18 protein-coding genes are annotated in these 18419 nt (G+C 42.5%); 12 read left to right on the top strand and 6 right to left on the bottom strand.

The features are described from left to right. Positions 1–14 precede the first annotated feature (14 nt). Positions 15–569 (bottom strand): hypothetical protein, encoded by a 555-nt coding sequence (locus tag V7S75_RS10655; RefSeq protein ID WP_459513769.1) that lies wholly within the window; start codon positions 567–569, stop codon positions 15–17. A 30-nt stretch (positions 570–599) separates the two neighbouring features. Between V7S75_RS10655 and V7S75_RS10660 the strand changes: the two genes are divergently transcribed. Next, positions 600–1703, top strand: coding sequence for a LuxE/PaaK family acyltransferase (locus V7S75_RS10660; protein WP_459513771.1), 1104 nt, complete (start codon positions 600–602; stop codon positions 1701–1703). On the opposite strand, the gene V7S75_RS10665 is transcribed toward V7S75_RS10660, so the two are convergent. Together V7S75_RS10665 and V7S75_RS10670 are read right to left on the bottom strand one after the other, a co-directional pair. After that, a complete protein-coding gene (locus V7S75_RS10665; protein WP_459513773.1) occupies positions 1664–2083 on the bottom strand; it encodes a molybdenum cofactor biosynthesis protein MoaE in 420 nt (139 codons plus the stop codon). The two genes, V7S75_RS10660 and V7S75_RS10665, sit on opposite strands and share 40 nt — an antisense overlap. Next, the gene (locus V7S75_RS10670; RefSeq protein WP_459513775.1) at positions 2080–2568 is read right to left on the bottom strand and encodes a dihydrofolate reductase; all 489 of its coding nucleotides are present in this window, start codon (positions 2566–2568) and stop codon (positions 2080–2082) included. Before V7S75_RS10670 ends, V7S75_RS10665 begins: the two co-directional genes overlap by 4 nt. A gap of 176 nt (positions 2569–2744) precedes the next feature. On the opposite strand from V7S75_RS10670, the gene carB reads away from it, so the two are divergent. The 7 genes from carB (at position 2745) to V7S75_RS10705 (ending at position 12116) form a co-directional block, all read left to right on the top strand. After that, positions 2745–5576: a carbamoyl-phosphate synthase large subunit gene (carB, locus tag V7S75_RS10675; protein ID WP_459513777.1), complete on the top strand. Its 2832-nt coding sequence runs from the start codon at positions 2745–2747 to the stop codon at positions 5574–5576. A 6-nt stretch (positions 5577–5582) separates the two neighbouring features. Then, complete coding sequence (locus V7S75_RS10680; RefSeq protein WP_459513778.1) at positions 5583–5831, top strand: hypothetical protein; 249 nt, start codon at positions 5583–5585, stop codon at positions 5829–5831. Between the two features lie 2 nt (positions 5832–5833). Then, on the top strand, positions 5834–6139 hold the full coding sequence (locus V7S75_RS10685) for a hypothetical protein (protein ID WP_459513780.1): 306 nt from the start codon (positions 5834–5836) through the stop codon (positions 6137–6139). 74 nt (positions 6140–6213) lie between these two features. Then, the gene (locus tag V7S75_RS10690) at positions 6214–6474 is read left to right on the top strand and encodes a hypothetical protein (RefSeq protein WP_459513782.1); all 261 of its coding nucleotides are present in this window, start codon (positions 6214–6216) and stop codon (positions 6472–6474) included. 6 nt (positions 6475–6480) lie between these two features. After that, positions 6481–7584 (top strand): efflux RND transporter periplasmic adaptor subunit, encoded by a 1104-nt coding sequence (locus V7S75_RS10695; RefSeq protein WP_459513783.1) that lies wholly within the window; start codon positions 6481–6483, stop codon positions 7582–7584. 1 nt (position 7585) lies between these two features. Continuing rightward, on the top strand, positions 7586–10705 hold the full coding sequence (locus V7S75_RS10700) for an efflux RND transporter permease subunit (protein ID WP_459513785.1): 3120 nt from the start codon (positions 7586–7588) through the stop codon (positions 10703–10705). Next, positions 10695–12116 (top strand): TolC family protein, encoded by a 1422-nt coding sequence (locus V7S75_RS10705; protein ID WP_459513787.1) that lies wholly within the window; start codon positions 10695–10697, stop codon positions 12114–12116. The genes V7S75_RS10700 and V7S75_RS10705 overlap by 11 nt, the downstream gene beginning before the upstream one ends. Here the strand turns inward: V7S75_RS10705 and purN are convergent. Continuing rightward, positions 12099–12695, bottom strand: a complete 597-nt coding sequence (gene purN / locus V7S75_RS10710) for a phosphoribosylglycinamide formyltransferase (protein WP_459513789.1) — start codon at positions 12693–12695, stop codon at positions 12099–12101. The two genes, V7S75_RS10705 and purN, sit on opposite strands and share 18 nt — an antisense overlap. A gap of 66 nt (positions 12696–12761) precedes the next feature. On the opposite strand from purN, the gene bshA reads away from it, so the two are divergent. Then, entirely contained in the window at positions 12762–13925 is a 1164-nt protein-coding gene (gene bshA, locus V7S75_RS10715; RefSeq protein WP_459513791.1) for an N-acetyl-alpha-D-glucosaminyl L-malate synthase BshA, read from the top strand. Here bshA and folK read toward each other — a convergent pair. Next, positions 13909–14394, bottom strand: coding sequence for a 2-amino-4-hydroxy-6-hydroxymethyldihydropteridine diphosphokinase (gene folK / locus V7S75_RS10720; protein WP_459513792.1), 486 nt, complete (start codon positions 14392–14394; stop codon positions 13909–13911). The genes bshA and folK overlap by 17 nt on opposite strands. Before the next feature lie 45 nt (positions 14395–14439). On the opposite strand from folK, the gene V7S75_RS10725 reads away from it, so the two are divergent. Beyond that, positions 14440–15000, top strand: coding sequence for a YqgE/AlgH family protein (locus V7S75_RS10725; RefSeq protein ID WP_459513794.1), 561 nt, complete (start codon positions 14440–14442; stop codon positions 14998–15000). Positions 15001–15058: 58 nt separating this feature from the next. Here V7S75_RS10725 and recG read toward each other — a convergent pair whose 3' ends face one another. Continuing rightward, positions 15059–17158 (bottom strand): ATP-dependent DNA helicase RecG, encoded by a 2100-nt coding sequence (recG, locus tag V7S75_RS10730; RefSeq protein ID WP_459513796.1) that lies wholly within the window; start codon positions 17156–17158, stop codon positions 15059–15061. Positions 17159–17262: 104 nt separating this feature from the next. On the opposite strand from recG, the gene V7S75_RS10735 reads away from it, so the two are divergent. Beyond that, positions 17263–17904, top strand: coding sequence for a gliding motility-associated C-terminal domain-containing protein (locus V7S75_RS10735; RefSeq protein WP_459513797.1), 642 nt, complete (start codon positions 17263–17265; stop codon positions 17902–17904). Next, the gene (locus tag V7S75_RS10740; protein WP_459513799.1) at positions 17905–18417 is read left to right on the top strand and encodes an NADH-quinone oxidoreductase subunit B; all 513 of its coding nucleotides are present in this window, start codon (positions 17905–17907) and stop codon (positions 18415–18417) included. Positions 18418–18419 lie beyond the last annotated feature (2 nt).

Genomic DNA, 18419 nt, shown 5'->3' on the forward strand with positions numbered 1-18419 from the left:
TTGTTGGAAGTAGGTTAATCTTGAAAAATGACAATGGGGTCGGTTTCTACCACATTGCTTGTTTGTAATGCGTTATCGCGAATGTAAATCTGAAATTTCAGTGTGTCGTTTTTGGGGGTAAATAAAGGAGAATAGCCTTTATAAAATGCATAAACGAATTGGGTAGAATAGTCAACGGTTCCTTCGATGGGGCCCGGTTTTTGATCTGCTTTGAATTTGAAATTCATGAGTCCGCCTAAACTAGGGCTGAAAGTAACAGGGACAAATTTGCCGTTTTTTTGAAGCAAAACATTGACTTCAAAATTGCGAAAATCCTTGTATTTCGTGGGATTAGCTTTTAGGTCCGCTTGTGTGATGCCCAAATCGCCATCTCCGTCTTGAAAGTGAATGGACATAACAACGGAATCAATTTTGGCTTTTCCCCCAAATCCATCATTACTCGTTTTGGTGATTTTTTGGATTTGACTAAAGCTGATGGAAGGGGTGAAGCTCCACTGGGGCTCTTTCAGGCAAGAAAGAAGTCCAATGGTGAAAACAAAAAATCCCAAAAAGCGAATGCCCCATTTCATAATTCGTAAAGTTAATGATTTGGTTTAATTTTGTATGAATATTCAAAAAAAGCCATGGGGTCTGAATTGAACATGTGGGAGTCTTGGCGATTAGAACTCAGAAAAAAGGTTCTAGCGTTGTGTGATGCGGATTTTGAGTCCATTGCGCTCGAGATGTTCCGTTTTACTTGGACCTATAATCCCTTGTATAAACAGTATCTTGATTTACTTCAAATCGATGCCCAGGCCGTGAAGTCATTACAAGATATTCCTTTTTTGCCTATTGAGCTTTTTAAAAGCCACCGTGTTCAAACGGGTTTTGGCTCGGTATTATTTGATTTTGAGAGTTCGGGAACAACAGGTCAAATCCCATCTAAACATCCCGTTTGCGATCCTGAATTTTACCAACAACAATCTAAGCGCATTTTTGAATCGCAATACGGACCGCTATCGGATTACCATATTTTCGCGCTATTACCCTCTTATTTAGAACGAAGTACCTCGTCTTTGGTCTTCATGATGGATTATTTTATCAAGGAATCGGGTTCGCCCATTTCTGGTTTTTTCCTAAATCAATACGAGGAGCTCGTAGCTCAAATCAAAAAAGCCTTGCTCTCCGACCGTAAAATTTGGGTCATGGGAGTGACATTTGGTTTATTGGACTGGGTTGATTCGGGTCAGGATTTTTCCTTTTGGAAAGAGGCGGTTGATGCGGGTAGATTGATTGTCATGGAGACAGGGGGGATGAAAGGCCGACGAGAGGAATGGATTCGGGAACAGGTACATGAATTCCTGAAATCTTCCATGGGTGTTGAACAGATTGCTTCTGAATATGGAATGACTGAACTATTTTCGCAAGCCTATGCGTCCACAGATGGAATTTTTTCACCAGGGGTTTCCATGCGTGTGCAATTGCGTGAGGTGACTGATCCTTTTGCCAAAGTAACAAAGCCGGGTCGTGTGGGGGGAATTCAAATCATCGATTTGGCGAATATTGATTCATGCCCTTTTATCGAGACACGCGATTTGGGATCTTTAGAAGCAGATGGTATCCGATTTAAGGTATTAGGCCGATTTGATAATTCAGAAATTCGCGGCTGTAATTTAATGGTTGATCAAGGATGGGGAACGAGCCAGGCAGAGCCGTCCGCATAAAATTCATTTTTCCAGATCGGAACTTCTTGTTTCAAGGTATCGATAAGCCACTCACAGGCTTTAAATGCCTCCGCTCGGTGTACTGAACAAACGCCTATGATTACAGCAATATCCCCGATTTCTAATTTTCCGGTCCTATGCGCCACACTGATTTTACGAATAGGCCATTTTTCAGCGGCTTCATTAGCGATACGTTCCATTTGTTTTTTAGCCATGGCTGAATAAGCTTCCATGGTCAAATGTTCGACATCTTTATTTTGATTCTTATTTCGTATCGTTCCCACAAATAGACAAATTCCACCAGCCTCTGGGTCTTGAAGATAGCTATATGTTTCATCGATAGATAATGCCGATTCGCTCAGGAGAATTTGATGGGTCATTTGCGCGTATAGGTAATGTAGCTGTATTGGTAGGCGTTTTTTTCGTCGGTGATACCCCGTTCTTTTTCTGTGACCTCAAATGTTTCCGTGGGAATTTCGGGGAAATATGCATCGCCTTCAAAAATATCATGCAATTGGGTAACCAATATCTGATCTGCCAAAGCTAAACTCAGTGCATAAATTTCTGCGCCACCCACGATGAAAATGTCATTACGCGTAATGGATTTCGCTTTTAAAATGGCCTCTTCGACGGAATGGGCAATGATTGCACCCTCGATTTGTAAGTCGGCCTGCCGACTAATCACAATCGTTGTGCGATTAGGCAGTGGTTTCCCAATGGACTCAAACGTTTTGCGACCCATGATGATGACATGGCCGGTGGTCAAGGCTTTGAAACGCTTCAAGTCGGCAGGTAAATGCCAAATCAATGTATTATTTTTTCCAATTACCCGATTTTCATCGAAGGCTACCAAGATTTTTAGCACGATTTTAGGTTTTAATTGTCAAAAATAAGGGATTTTTTGGCTGGATTGTCTTTGAGAATTTTATTTTAAAAAATGCTTCACTTTTCGGGTGTAAAGCCCTAATTTTGTACAATTTTTGAGCCTAGTGTTAAGGGCTTATAAATTGCTAATCATTACTCTTAAAATTATACCATCTCGTGCCTAAAGATTCGTCGATTAAATCTGTCCTAATTATTGGTTCTGGTCCCATTGTCATTGGTCAAGCCTGTGAATTTGATTATTCTGGTTCTCAAGCCGCTCGTTCTTTACGGGAAGAGGGCATTGAAGTAATCTTGATCAACTCAAATCCGGCAACCATCATGACGGATCCGATGAATGCGGATCATGTGTACTTGAAACCTTTAGAGAAGGCTTCGATTATTCACATTTTGGAAAATCACAAGATTGATGCGGTTTTGCCTACCATGGGTGGTCAAACGGCCTTGAACTTGGCGATCGACTGTGATGCGGCGGGGATTTGGGAGAAATATGGGGTGAAGATTATCGGGGTGGATATTGCGGCGATTGAGACGACGGAAGATCGCGAGAAGTTTCGTTTGAAGATGTTGGAAATTGGGGTTGGTGTTTGTAAAGGTCGTACAGCACGTTCATTCCTGGAGGGAAAAGAGATTGCGCAAGAGACAGGTTTCCCATTGGTTATTCGCCCTTCGTTTACCTTAGGGGGTACGGGTGGAGGATTTGTTCATGATCCCAAAGATTTTGATGCGGCTTTGAATAAAGGTTTGCATGCTTCGCCTACGCATGAGGTATTGGTTGAGCAATCCATCATGGGTTGGAAAGAATATGAATTAGAATTATTGCGTGATAATTTAGGGAACGTCATTATCATTTGTTCGATTGAGAACTTCGATCCGATGGGGATTCACACGGGAGATTCCATTACGGTGGCTCCTGCAATGACGTTGCCGGATACAATTTACCAACGCATGCGTGACATGGCCATCAACATGATGAATGCCATTGGTCAATTTGCCGGAGGTTGTAATGTGCAGTTCTCATTGAATCCTGAAACGGATGAGATTATTGCCATTGAAATTAACCCACGTGTTTCACGTTCTTCTGCGCTTGCATCGAAAGCTACAGGTTATCCGATTGCGAAGATTGCCGCGAAAATGGCCATTGGTTACAATTTAGATGAATTAACGAATGCGATTACGGGTACAACATCGGCGTATTTTGAGCCGGCTTTGGATTACGTGATTGTGAAGGTTCCACGCTGGAACTTCGATAAATTTAAAGGTTCTGACCGTACCTTAGGACTTCAAATGAAGTCGGTGGGTGAGACGATGGGTATCGGCCGTAACTTCCAAGAAGCCCTACAAAAAGCGTGTCAATCACTAGAGATTAAGCGGAATGGTATGGGAGCGGATGGCAAGGAATTGCGCGATCAAGATGCGATTATGCACTCGTTGGCAAATCCATCATGGAACCGTTTGTTCCATATCTACGATGCCTTTAAAATGGGTATTTCGTTCAAAACGATTCAGCAAGCGACGAAAATCGACAAATGGTTCTTGAATCAAATTGAGGATTTAGTGCGTGTGGAGCGTGAAGTTGAAAAGTATACGATCTCAAATATCCCGAAAGAATTATTGGAAGAAGCGAAGCATAAAGGTTTTGCGGATCGCCAAATTGCACATACGTTACGTTGCCTTGAATCTGAAGTTTACGACAAGCGTAATGCGATGGGCATCAAACGTATTTACAAATGTGTAGATACTTGTGCGGCGGAATTTGAAGCGAAGACACCGTATTACTACTCGACTTTCGGGCAAGTGGGAACGGATGTATTGGATAATGAATCGCAGGTAACGACAAAGAAAAAAGTCGTTGTTTTGGGTTCAGGACCCAACCGGATCGGTCAAGGAATTGAATTTGATTACTCATGTGTGCATGGAGTATTAGCCGCGAAAGAGGCAGGTTATGAGACGATCATGATCAACTCGAATCCAGAGACGGTGTCTACCGACTTTGATATTGCGGATAAATTATACTTTGAGCCTGTGTTCTGGGAGCATGTATATGACATCATTCAGCATGAGAAACCGGAAGGGGTTATCGTTCAATTAGGTGGCCAAACGGCTTTGAAATTAGCTGAAAAGTTATCGAAATACGGAATTAAAATCATAGGTACATCTTATGAGGCTTTGGATTTGGCGGAGGATCGTGGAGCATTCTCGAGCTTATTGAAAGACTTGGAGATTCCTTATCCGAAGTTTGGCGTTTGTGAAGATGCTGATAATGCGGTGGCTTTAGGTCGCGAATTAGGGTATCCATTATTGGTTCGTCCATCCTATGTTTTGGGTGGTCAGTCGATGAAAATCGTAATCAACGAGCAAGAATTGGAGCAACATGTAGTTGATATTTTACGCGATATTCCAGGAAATAAGATCTTATTGGATCATTTCTTGGAGAACGCGATTGAAGCGGAGGCGGATGCGATTTGTGATGGAGAAGATGTGTATATCATCGGTATGATGGAGCACATTGAGCCAGCGGGAATTCACTCAGGGGATTCGCACTCTGTATTGCCTCCATTTGATTTGTCGGACAATGTCATCAAGCAAATCGAGGATCATACGCGCAAAATCGCGGTGGCTTTGAAAACCAAAGGTTTGTTAAATATTCAGTTTGCGGTGAAAGATGAGGTTGTGTACATCATTGAAGCGAATCCACGTGCTTCACGTACGGTACCATTTATTTGCAAGGCATATCAGGAGCCATATGTGAATTATGCGACCAAGGTGATGTTAGGAGATAAGAAGGTGAAAGACTTTAATTTCCAGCCCGTGAAGAAAGGTTATGCAATAAAGATTCCTGTATTCTCGTTCTCTAAATTCCCAAATGTGAATATGGAATTAGGACCTGAGATGAAGTCGACGGGTGAAGCGATTTACTTCATTGATGATTTGAAAGATGATTTCTTCCGCAAGGTTTATGGGGAACGTAATTTATATTTAAGTCGTTAATAGACTATGTTAAAAGTACTAGGCTTAATTTTTCTGTTTTATTACATTATTTGGCCCTTGATCAAGTTTTTGATGAAGGGCTATGTCATCACGCAGGTGCATAGAAAGATGTCGGAACAGGATATTCGTAATCAACAAAAATCGAATACTCGTAAAGAGGGAACGATTGATGTGGATTATGTTCCGCCAAAACAAAAAGCAAAGTCAGATAGTTTAGAGGGTGATTATGTCCCTTACGAAGAGGTTAAAGATTAAGCATGCTTAAAGGAATTATTATTTATTTCTTGTTGGTAATTTGTTTGCTTTCAAAAGATGGAATCAATTTTTGTATTGATTCTTATCGGGATGCAAAAGCCTTCGCATGTCAAGTAGATATAAGTCTAGAAGATAACTTAGAGGAAGAGGATGTCACAGAAGATTTGTGGCATTTTGCTTCTTCTGGTTTAGAAAATTTACCAGAATTTTCAGTTGTAGCTGGTAATAAAACAATCGTTATTTCGTCTGAAGCGACGTTGTTAAATGTGCTCTTGGAGCAAGTGAGTCCCCCTCCCCGCATGGCGTAATACGCGTGCATTATTGAAACAAAATCATAAAATTTTCTTGTAACCATGCCATTTAAGGCATAAAAATGTGAACCATGCAAACATTCGCCTATGCGTCTGTGTTTGTCTGCTTGACTTTTGTAGCAATTGCTCAGGGGAAACATTATAAAACTCAGATAAACAGAACATTGACAGAAAAGGTGTTCCTAACGAAGCCTGTTGAAGAAAAAGTGCAACAGCTCTCGAATCAAACACCGAAGTACCAACAAAATAAGCCTAATGTAGATTGGGTCGATACATTAAAATCAAAAAACAAATGGCCTTCTTATAAGCAACATGAAGGAAAACCTAACTAGTATAATATGAAAAGATACCTAATCGGATTGTTATTGCTGAGTGCATGTACCTCTAAAACGCAGGACGTTGTGGAAATTCAGACACTTGAAGTTTCGTCTCCTATTTCGTTGGACACAACGATACGGCAAGAATACGTGGCCGACATTCACGCTATTCAAAATGTTGAAATTCGCGCGCGTGTCAAAGGATATTTGGATCGCATATTAGTGGATGAAGGAAAGCAGGTTAAACGTGGGCAAATCATGTTTACCATTAATAGCCAAGAATACGTAGCTGATCTTGCTAGAGCTAAAGCTGTTTTAAGTCAGGCCTCTGCCGAGTTAAAAGCGGAGGAATTGACTTTAGTCAATACACGCTTGCTAGTTGACAAAAATGTTATTTCAAAAAATCAATTAGCTATTTCATTGGCGAAAGTGGATGGATTAAAGGCTAAACGAGAAGAGGCTCAAGCACATGTCCGAGCGGCAGAACTCAAAGTTGAACATTCAAATATTCGTGCACCTTTTGATGGCGTAGTAGATCGCTTACCCTTCAAACGTGGTAGCCTTGTCGATGAAGGAACGTTGTTGACCACTCTGTCCGACAACCAAAGTGTATTTGCCTATTTCAATGTGTCAGAACAGGAGTATTTGGCATTTAGTCTGAAAGGTGGGGTCAACAAAGCCTCAGCGGTTGAATTGCTTTTGGCGAATGGGGAGACCTATTCCGAGAAGGGAATTGTCGAAACGATCGAGGGAGAATTTGATAAAAATACGGGCAATATTGCCTTTCGCGCCCGCTTCGCCAATCCCAATAAATTATTGCGACATGGTGCATCAGGGAAAGTTCAGCTCCCTAAAAATGTATCAGGATATTGGTTAATTCCTCAGAAATCCGTGTTTGAAATTCAAGAAAAGAGTTACGTGTTTGTTAAAGATGCTGCTGGTGTTGTCAAAATGAAAGGGATTTCCCCAGATATTCGAATCCCTCATTTTTACTTAGTGAAAAGCGGATTTAGCGCGCAAGATACCGTGCTGATTGAAGGGATTCAATTGGTCAAACAAGGCCAAAAAATCAAGTCGACATTCAAACCGATGCGTCAATTGTTGAACGATTATAAAGCACATTAAGATGGTACAAAAATTTATTACTCGACCGGTATTATCGATTGTATTATCAATCTTTATTGTGATTATAGGGGTCTTTTCGATGCAGCAATTGCCCATTACGCAATATCCTGACATTGTTCCACCGGCAGTCACGGTCACCACCAAATATACAGGAGCGAATGCTGAAGTTTGTGCCAAGGCGGTTGTTACACCGCTGGAACGAGCGATCAATGGGGTGGCCGGAATGACTTACATGACTTCCGTTTCAGGAAACGATGGAACGAGTATTATACAAGTTTATTTTGAAGTTGGTACGGACCCTGATGTGGCGGCGGTCAACGTCCAAACCCGTGTTCAAACGGTACTGGATGAATTACCCGAGGAGGTGATTAAAGCTGGGGTAATTACCGAGAAAGAGGTAAACAGTATGTTGTTGTACGTGAACCTATTGAGTGAAGATCCAGACATGGACGAGAAGTTTATCTACAATTTTGCGGATATAAATGTATTGCCTGAGTTAAAGCGGATTAACGGAGTAGGTTTTGCGGACATTATGGGTCAGCGTGAATATGCGATGCGTATCTGGTTACACCCAGATCGCTTATTTGCTTATAAACTTTCGGCTGAGGACGTTATTCAAGCTTTGCGAAATCAAAACGTGGAGGCCGCACCGGGTAAAATTGGGGAGAGTTCAGGTAAGCATCCACAGGCCTTGCAATACGTCATGCGCTATACTGGTAAATTTACCAAGGTTACGGAATATGAAAATTTAGTCATCAAAGCTTCAGGAACCGGACAAATTCTTCGCCTCAAAGACTTAGCTGATGTTGAATTTGGATCCTTAGATTATGATGTGCTTTCGAAAGAAAATGGCCGACCGTCTGCTGCCATTTTATTAAAGCAACGTCCGGGTTCTAACGCTGCAGAGGTGATTGACAATGTGAAAAAGCGTTTGGCAGAATTGAAAACGACTACCTTCCCTCCAGGCATGAGTTTTACCATCTCCTATGATGTTTCACGTTTCTTAGACGCCTCAATTCATGAAGTAATTAAGACTTTGTTGGAAGCCTTTTTACTGGTGGCCTTAGTGGTATTTATCTTCTTGCAAGATTGGCGCGCAACGCTAGTTCCAATTATCGCGGTTCCCGTTTCACTCGTAGGGACATTTAGCTTCATGTTGGCTTTTGGGTTTTCCATCAACTTGTTGACCCTATTTTCTTTGGTACTAGCCATTGGAATTGTGGTTGATGATGCGATCGTTGTTGTGGAAGCCGTGCATGCGAAAATGGAAGAAAAAAATATGTCTGTATTAGCGGCAACAAAGGAAGCGATGCAGGAAATTTCGGGAGCGATTTTAGCGATTACTTTGGTTATGGGTGCGGTATTTGTTCCCGTTGCTTTTCTTTCGGGACCAATTGGGGTGTTCTTCCGACAGTTTTCAGTTACAATGGCAATCTCGATTGCCTTGTCGGGATTGACAGCTTTGACATTGACTCCGGCGCTGTGTGTTTTACTTCTAAAAATGCCTGATCACCAGCAGAAAAATTGGCTAGGTAAATTCTTTCATGCCTTTAATCACCGCTTTGATCTTATTTCTCAAAAATATTTGGTCTTGGTGGGTGGGATTATCAGTCGCCGATTTTTGATGTGGATGATTTTGTTCGGGTCTTTGTTGGGGACTATTTTAATGTCCAAAATAGTTCCTACGGGATTCATTCCTTCGGAGGATCAGGGAACACTTTATGTCAATGCAACAACACCGGCAGGCTCAACATTAGAGCGCACGGAAGCGGTCATGGACGAGGTATATACGTCTTTAAAAGGGGTGGATGCTGTGGAATCTTTTTCAACTTTGGCAGGGTTTAGTTTGTTAACTGATGGTTCTGGGGCGTCCTATGGAACGGGTATTATTACGTTAAAACCCTGGAAAGAACGAAATGCAACCGTTGATGAATTAACCGAAATTATACGTTCAAAAACGAACGGAATCAAGGATGCGAGCATTCAGTTTTTCCCGCCTCCGGCTGTTCCTGGCTTTGGAAATGCCTCCGGTTTCGAATTTAGAATTCAAGACCGAAGCGGTTCGGGTGATTTACAAAAGTTGGCGGCAGTCTCTACTAATTTTGCTCAAAAACTCAATGAGGCTCCTGAAATCCAAAATACCTTTTCCAGTTTTGATCCAAGTTTTCCACAGTATATGTTGGAGATCGATCAAGAGGCTGCGGCGCAAAAAGGGGTGAATATTTTACCTGCAATGGACAACTTACAAACCTTATTGGGTAGTTTTTATGCGACTAATTTCATTCGTTTTGGTCAGATGTATAAAGTGATGGTGCAGGTTGATCCTAGGTATCGTGCGCATCCTGATGATGTGTTAAAGTTTTATGCGAAGAACAAAGACGGCGAAATGGTTCCTTATTCTTCATTTGTGAGGATGAAACGGGTTTATGGGCCTGAGCAATTCACGCGCTACAATATGTTCACATCCGCGATGGTCAACGGTGAGCCTGCACCTGGATATAGTTCTGGAGCGGTCTTGGAAATTATTCGTGCTGAGGCCTTAAAAAGTTTACCCCGTGGATATACCTTGGAATGGTCAGGAATGACACGCGAGGAGGATCTAGCTGGAAATCAAGCGATTTACATTTTCGTCATTTGTCTATTATTTGTGTATTTGTTGCTTTCGGCTCAATATGAGTCCTTTTTGTTGCCCTTCCCCGTATTACTTTTCTTGCCTATGGGCGCGATGGGGACCTATGCATTTTTGTATATGTTCGGTTTACAAAACAATATTTATGCTCAGGTTGCACTGGTGATGTTGATTGGTTTACTAGGTAAAAACGCGATTTTGATCGTAGAGTTTGCGATTGCGAAACAGAAAGAAGGAGCCTCTATTATCGAAGCTGCCAAAGAAGGAGCAATTTCTCGTTTGCGTCCCATTCTTATGACTTCCATTGCCTTTGTTGCGGGATTAATCCCGTTGATAATTGCTTCGGGTGCAGGTGCGATTGGAAATCGGACGATAGGTACGGCTTCTGCAGGGGGGATGATTTTGGGTACAGTAGGTGGTTTATTAGTGATTCCGGGCTTGTATGTGGTATTCGCAACACTTTCGGCTAAATGGTCAAACAATGAAAAATAAATTTTGGATTATACTTTTGGTATTAGCTGTTAGCTCATGCCAATCAAATTTGCGTCTCCAAAATCGTGTGGATGCGGATTTAGCAAATTATCGCCAAAACGATGAACAAGCTTCTGTTTCTGATGTTCAAGCTTGTTGGAAGCGCGATAGTTTATTGGTCCAACTCATTGATTCTGTTTTGGTCCGAAGCAATGATATTAAAATTGGGTTTTTAGACATGGCGATTTCGCGCGCGGATTTTGCGAATCAACGGGGATTACGGAAGCCCATGGCAGCTGGTGTCATTCAACCCAGTTTGAAACGTTTTGGTAAATACACAATGGATGGGGTAGGAAATTATGATACGCAGTTTTCGCCCAACATCAGTAAAGATCAAATAATCCCCGAAAATCTACCCGATTTACTTTTTGGCATGCAAGCTAGTTGGGAATGGGATATCTGGGGAAAATTAGCCAAACGAAAAAAGGCCAGTGCCCTAAGGTATTTGGCGACTGAGTCAGGCCAACAATGGTTGATTACCTCCCTGGTTTCGGAAGTTGCCAGTGCATATGGCCAATTGGTTTCGCTGGATCAGGAATTGGAGATTTTGAAAACGAATATTTCCATTCAGCGGAAGGCGTTTGAGTTGGTCCAAGTTCAAAAAGAAGCTGGTACGGTGAATGAATCGGCAGTCCAACAATTAGAGGCGCAGCTATTGAATTCCCGTGCGCAAGAAGGGGATGTCTTACAACAAATTACGGTGCTCGAAAATCAGATACGCTATTATTTGAATAAGCCAAGTGCCAAAATTAAGCGCTCTTCTTACCCTTTTCAATGTGCCTTGGATAGCACGATGTTTGCCCATGTGAAAATTGATCAATTAGAGAATCGTCCAGATATCCGACAAGCAAAATTGAGTTTATCCGCAGCTTTCGAGTCTAAAGAAAGTGCCAAGTTGGCGCTTAAACCGTCGGTGGTTTTATCCGGAGTCTTAGGTGTGCAAGGTTTTCAGCCTGCGTATTTATTTCAATTGCCGGCATCCATGGCCTATCAGTTATTGGGCGGAATTACGACACCTTGGTTGAACCGTTCAGCGATAACAGCAGACATACTTCGCGCTGATGCACAATGGAAGTCACAAGATTTGGCCTATCAAAATGCATTGATTAAAGGTTACTTGGAATGGGATACACAGGTAAAATCCTTGGGGTATTTGCAAAGACAAAATCAGTTGAAAGAACGAGAGGTATTACTGACAAAAGGAGCCATTAATACGGTAGGGACTTTGTTTTTGACTGCTAATGCTAGTTATCTAGAAGTGTTAACTGCCCAACAAAATGCCTTGCGTTCAGAATTGGAATTATTGGAAATCTCTAGAAAGCGTTGGATGCACGCGATTCAATTGTACCGGGTGTTAGGCGGTGGTTGGTAAAACAAGTGATTCGATGACCTTCGGAAAATCCCGATGTTCTAGAACCTGCCCTTTTTTTGCGACATCTTCCGGAGTATCACTTGGCAACACCGGGAAAGAACTCTGGAAGATGATTGCACCTTCGTCATAATGTTCATTTACATAATGGATGGTGATGCCGGATTCTTTTTCACCCGCTGCAACGACAGCTTCGTGCACGAAATGTCCATACATGCCTTTTCCTCCAAATTTAGGAAGTAAGGCTGGGTGTAAATTGATGATGCGTTGAGGAAATGCTTGTACATATTCCGAAGGAACGAGCCATAAGAAACCGGCTAAGACAATCCAGTCGGTATGTAATGACTGAATTTTACGTAATAGGGTACCGTTTTTATATTCTTCCCGAGAAAAAATGCTGCAGGGAATTTGTAATCTTCCCGCTCGAGCGATGACGCCTGCTTCTGGATTATTGCAAAAAATATGGGTGATTTTAACCTGATCGGAATGTTTGAAATGTTCGACGATTTTCTCGGCGTTTGAGCCAGAACCAGAGGCAAAAATGACAATATTCTTCACAGGAGCTAATTTTATTTTTTGCAAATTTAAGGCTAATTCAGGAACCTTTCGGGATTTGTCGTAGTTTTGTTTGCGTTTGAATCTCCAAATATGAAAATAGGAATCATTTGTTATCCCACCTACGGCGGTAGTGGTGTCGTAGCGACCGAGTTAGGCAAGGCGCTAGCTTCGGTAGGGCATGAGGTGCATTTTATTACCTATACACAACCCCCTCGTCTCGATTTTTTCAGTGAAAATATCTTTTACCACGAGGTTTCCGTTGCTTCTTATCCTTTGTTTGAGTACTTGCCTTATGAGTCGGCATTAGCTAGTAAAATGGTGGATGTAACGGTGAATGAGCAATTGGATTTGATTCATGTGCATTACGCGATTCCGCATGCTTCAGCAGCTTATTTAGCCAAGCAAATTTTGAAATACAAAGGTATCCATGTGCCAGTGATTACGACCTTGCATGGTACGGATATTACGTTAGTGGGACGCGATCCATCTTTTGAACCGGTAGTTACTTTTTCGATTAATGAATCGGATGGCGTAACCGCTGTGTCTGAAAGCTTGCGGGATGATACCTATTCATCTTTTGAGATTTTGAGTAATATCGAGGTTATTCCCAATTTCATTGATTTGGAACGCTTTCAAAAGCAACCGAAAGAACATTTTAAGTTGGCAATTTGCCCCAATGGCGAGAAGCTTTTGATGCATACCTCCAACTTCCGGAAAGTGAAACGCATCGAGGATATCATTCATGTTTTTGCCAAAGTGCAAAAACAAGTTCCTTCCAAATTATTACTGGTGGGCGATGGCCCTGAGCGGTCCGGCATCGAAGCGCTTTGTCGCGATTTAGGTGTTGCATCCGACGTTCGTTTCTTAGGCAAATTAGATACAATTGAGGAGGCGCTATCCCTAGCGGATTTATTCTTTTTGACATCCGAAAAGGAGAGTTTTGGATTAGCCGCTCTAGAGGCAATGGCTTGCGAAGTACCCGTGATTTCTTCCGATGCTGGCGGTATTCCTGAAGTGAATATTCATGGCGTTACAGGATTTGTGAGTAAAATCGGGGACATCGACGACATGGTGACGAATACGGTAAAAATCTTGAAAGATGAGACCTTGCATACGCAAATGAAGGCGAATGCTTTAGCGCGTGCAAAGGATTTCTCTTTGGAAAAAATCTTGCCGATGTACGAGCGTTATTACGAGAAAATCGTAGGCCAAAGTTGGCGTTTCCCTACTCAAAAATTTACGGATGCTGAATAAGCGTAACCGCGCTGGAATCTTTTGTTTCAAGCAATAATTTAGCAATCGATTTATTCAGCACTGGATGTTCGTAATCTGCTGCAATCTCTTGCATGGGAATCAAAATGAATTTTCGATCCTGAATATGTGGATGGGGTACTTGTAAATTTGCGGTTTGGATAATTTGTTGGTCTACAAACAAGATATCCAAATCCAGCGTTCGTGGTCCCCAAGTGACCTTACGCTCCCTTCCAAAATCTTTTTCAATGGCTTGAATGGCTTCTAAAATGGCCTCAGGAAGGAGTTCTGTTTTGACTAATAAAACTTGATTGACGAAATCCGCTTGATCTTGCTGTCCCCACGCAGCCGTACGGTATAGGCTGGATTGTTGGAGGATGGACCCAACTTTATTTTCAATCAACGGATAACAAGCTTCAAATATTTCCTGAGTATTTCCTAGATTGCCTCCTAAAGAGAGGAAGACCTGCATAATGCGTGTGTTTATATTCTCGACAAACTTACAAATTTCTTTGTTATGCCGAGCCCATCTGACTTGAAACCAGGTGTATTATTGGTCTCCGAGCCTTTTTTAGAGGATCCCTCTTTTAAACGTGCGGTGATTTTGTTGTGTGAACATACGAGTTCGCATTCTTTTGGCTTGGTGCTAACGCAGCCACAGGAGGTGATTTTGGATTCTATTATGGATGCCAAAGTCATGGGTGAAATTCCGCTATTTGCAGGAGGTCCCGTGGATCCAACGATTTTACAGTTCATTCACCGCCGGCCTGATTTAATTCAAGGTGGACAAGAAATTAGTCCGGGATTATTTTGGGCGGGAGATTTTGAGCAAGCGATTGAAGCCGTCGTGGATGGCACAATATCTTTTCAAGAGATTAAATTTTTTATTGGCTATTCTGGCTGGTCGGCGGGCCAATTAGACCGCGAATTGAAAACGAATGCATGGATTGTATCGGATGCGCGGATTAGTGATGTTTTTGAGGAGGATCCCGCTAAATTATGGAGGAGGGTACTTTATCAGAAAGGTGGTAATTTTCGCGTTTTATCAACTTATCCAGATGATCCGAACCTAAATTAAATTATTCCCACGTACCTTTGGCAAACCTTGGAGGATTGCCAAAGGTAAGAGAGGGACGCTAACTAATTCGCGCCCAGTTTGTCGTCTCTTTTCGTTGATGCATTACCTGTTCGCGAATCATCAGATGTCGGTCCAATGCCAAATTTGGATCTTCCTCCAAAATCTTGATTGCCGTTTCCCGCGCAACTTTTAGTATCTCACCATCCTTCGCTAAATCGGCAATCATCAAATCAATCGCCCCACTTTGGCGCGTACCTGTAATATCCCCGGGTCCACGTAATTGTAAATCCACTTCCGCGATTTCAAAGCCATTATTGGTTCGAACCATCGTTTCAATTCGTTTCTTCGTGTCAGCACTCAACTTATAATCCGTCATGAGAATGCAATAACTCTGTTCCGCTCCCCGGCCTACCCGGCCGCGCAACTGATGCAATTGCGATAAACCAAAACGTTCTGCACTTTCGATGATCATGATGGAGGCATTGGGTACATTTACCCCAACTTCTATCACTGTCGTGGCCACCATGATTTTCGTTTCATTCTTGACAAAACGTGCCATTTCAATATCCTTGTCGGCCGGTTTCATCTTTCCATGCAATATCCCCAAAGGCACCTCTGGGAATGCGCGCGAAATACTTTCGTAGCCATCCATCAAATCTTTGAAATCCATTTTTTCAGATTCTTCAATTAAGGGATAGACGATGTAGACTTGTCGGCCTTTGGCCAATTCATGTTCAATAAAAGCAAAGACCTGCAAACGATGGCTATCATAACGATGTGTTGTTTGAATCGGTTTTCTGCCTACGGGTAATTCGTCAATCACCGACACATCAAGATCACCATAAAGCGTCATCGCTAGCGTTCGGGGAATTGGGGTGGCGGTCATGACAAGTACATGGGGATGAATCGCCTTGTTTTTATCCCAAAGTTTAGCTCTTTGGGCTACACCAAATCGATGTTGCTCATCGATGATGCAAAGTCCTAAATTCTTAAATTGAACCACATCTTCAAAAATGGCATGGGTCCCAACCAGTATTTTGAGATCACCAGATGCCAAGTCTTCGAGTAAACCCACACGATCCTTTTTCTTGACTGAGCCTGTTAGTTTCGCAATGGTGATACCAAGGGCATCCGCAAATTTCTTTAAACCCTGGTAATGCTGATCCGCTAATATTTCCGTAGGCGCCATAATACATGCCTGCGTACCATTATCAATGGCAAGTAACATGGAAATAAAGGCAACTATGGTTTTCCCTGAGCCCACATCCCCTTGAAGGAGTCGGTTCATTTGTTTGCCCGACTTCATGTCTTGAAAGATTTCTCGAATAACCTTTTTCTGCGCGCCCGTTAAATCAAAAGGCATATGGTCTTGGTAAAAGGTCGTTAGCAAAGCTGCTGATGCAAATACCTGACCCGGGAATTGTTCTTTACGGACCAAATTTTGTTTGATCAGGCGTAATTGATTATAAAATAATTCCTCAAATTTCAGTCGGCGCCTCGCCTGATGCAACCAATTTTCACTCTGTGGGTGATGGATGTGGTACAGCGCCTCTTGTTTGGAAACCAAGCGAAATTGCTGAATGATTTCCATGGGCAAAGTTTCTCGAATATGTGAGAAAGCCGCCCCTAGCAAGGTGCGCTGTAAGCCTGCAATCACCTTGCTATCGATATATTTTTTGCGCAGTTTTTCTGTGAGCGAATACACGGGTTGGTAAAACTTGTCGCTGTGATTGACACCTTTGTACACTTCCATTTCAGGGTGCGTCATTTGCATCTGACCATTGAAGGAAGTTGGCTTGCCGTAAAATAAATAATCAACCCCTGTGACGAGCGACTTTTCTAGCCATTTGACCCCTTGAAACCAAACGAGTTCAATGCAACCGCTTTCGTCACAACATTCCGCGACGATCCGTTGTTTAGCTCCATTTCCTAGTTTTTCCTTGTAGCGAATGCGGCCAATAAACTGCGCATGCTCCATTTGTTCGCTGATATCTGCAATCCGATGGATTTGAGTTCGATCCTCATATCGAAACGGATAATACTGAATCAGGTCGCCGTAGGTAAATAAACCCAGCTCCGTTTGGAGTAAACTGAGACGGGTGGGAGTCATGCCGCGTAATTGCGAAAGATCCGTATCGAAAAAATGGCCTACCGACATTGAACAAATTTTTTGTGAATTTAGGTATATTTACAAAACCGTTAAAGCGTATCTTGAATTCCTTTATGTCAATCTCTACTTTTTATCAGAAACTAGTTTGTATCATGCTGCTCGTAAGCATGAGCGATTTGGCATTTGGACAAGCGGTTTCAAAAGATCCATGTAAAGATGTTTGGGTTGCTACGGATACCAAAATATTGATGTTTTCGCCTGAACCAGGAGAAGTAATCAAACCGATTCTCGTCCCCGTTAATGGATCATTAAGTCCGCTCATCGAATGGACTTGGACACCCGCATTAGGCATGGTTGACCAAGCTGGGCACGATGGTTCACATTTATTGCAACCCTATTTTGATGTTCAAAAATTAGGCGACTTAGGTGGGAATGCCTTCAAGACAACATTTTTTATAACCGGGAAAGCTCCAAGCATTGGATGTAATACCTTTGCCTCGATCGACGTAATCATCCTGGCAAGAGTTAAGCCTTACGATGCCATTACTCCCAATGGGGATGATTTAAATGACTATTGGTCAATCGATAATATTTCCTCTTATCCAGAAGCTACCATCACGGTCATTGACCGTTGGGGTGTGCCCGTATTCGAAGGAACCGGAGAAACATACGAAGAAAGACCCTTCCGAGGAAAATTAGATGGTAAATTATTGCCCACAGGTGTTTATATGTACCGTATCAAACCTAACGCCGACTATCCCGATGTGGTAGGTTCATTAACCATTATACGCTAGATGAAGAGTTTGTTGGACCAACATTTTCAGGAAGAAGGGTTTGTAATCACCAAAGTGGAGGATTTACTCAACTGGGCACGTGCAAGCTCTTTATGGCCGATGAGTTTCGGCTTAGCTTGTTGCGCGATTGAAATGATGCAAACATTTGCTTCAGGGTATGATTTAGACCGATTTGGTGTATTTCCTCGGCCTTCCCCTCGTCAATCTGATGTGATGATTGTTGCGGGCACAGTAACTTTTAAGATGGCGGATCGTATTCGTCGGCTTTACGAACAAATGCCTGAACCTCGCTATGTGATTTCGATGGGATCCTGTGCGAATTGCGGTGGACCCTATTGGGAGCATGGCTATCATGTGGTGAAAGGCGTAGATCGAATTATCCCCGTGGATGTATATGTGCCAGGTTGTCCTCCGCGTCCAGAAGCGCTCATCGGTGGAATTTTGAAATTACAAGAGAAAATCAATCGGGAAACCTTGGTGGTTCCTCAGCGCATTTTAGACGCCATATCGTAACA

Source organism: Aquirufa sp. TARAVU-A1A, from assembly GCF_054558675.1.